The following is a 586-nucleotide window of genomic DNA, read 5'->3' on the forward strand; positions in this document are numbered from 1 at the left end:
GTGGTGCTGGGTGCCCGTACCGAGCTGTTCGGCCTGCAGAGCAACTTCGGCCTGAGCGCTTCGGCCGGGCAGAAGCGTGCCCAGGACGCGACGCTGTTCGCCAACTTCAGCGGCAGCTTCTAAGCAGAAACCAGGCGGGGTCGGATCCCTTTCGGCAACGAAAGGGCTCCGGCCCCGCTCTGATGCGGGGGCACCATTGCGCAACACCGGCCCCAGCGCATAGACTTTCCACTGCAACGCGGGCGTAGCTCAATGGTAGAGCTGTAGCTTCCCAAGCTACTGACGTGGGTTCGATTCCCTTCGCCCGCTCCATCCTGCGGTCCGGGCCAGTATCAGACGCTCCGAGGTTCCGCACAGCCTGTGGTTCAATGTGTAGTTTCCACGTTGCTGCGCCACGCGGTCCTGCCACAGCTGCCCGTGATCGACGCTGTTTCATGCTATGCGTCGCTCTGCACGTAATCGAGCTCTTCCCGCAGCGCATTGAGATTGAGCATCAGCAGTTTTGACGCCTGTCGGATGTCGCGACGGTCGTAGCGTGCCTGTGACTCGTGGTCGCGCGCCACCAGACCCGCTCCGGGCATCTGGT

At 63.0% G+C, this 586-nt stretch carries 1 tRNA gene; it reads left to right on the plus strand.

What is annotated here, in order from left to right:
* Window positions 1–238 precede the first annotated feature (238 nt).
* Window positions 239–312, plus strand: a tRNA-Gly gene (locus DAI20_RS19920).
* Window positions 313–586 lie beyond the last annotated feature (274 nt).

The organism is Planctomonas deserti, from assembly GCF_003067705.1.
Taxonomy (GTDB): domain Bacteria; phylum Actinomycetota; class Actinomycetes; order Actinomycetales; family Microbacteriaceae; genus Planctomonas; species Planctomonas deserti.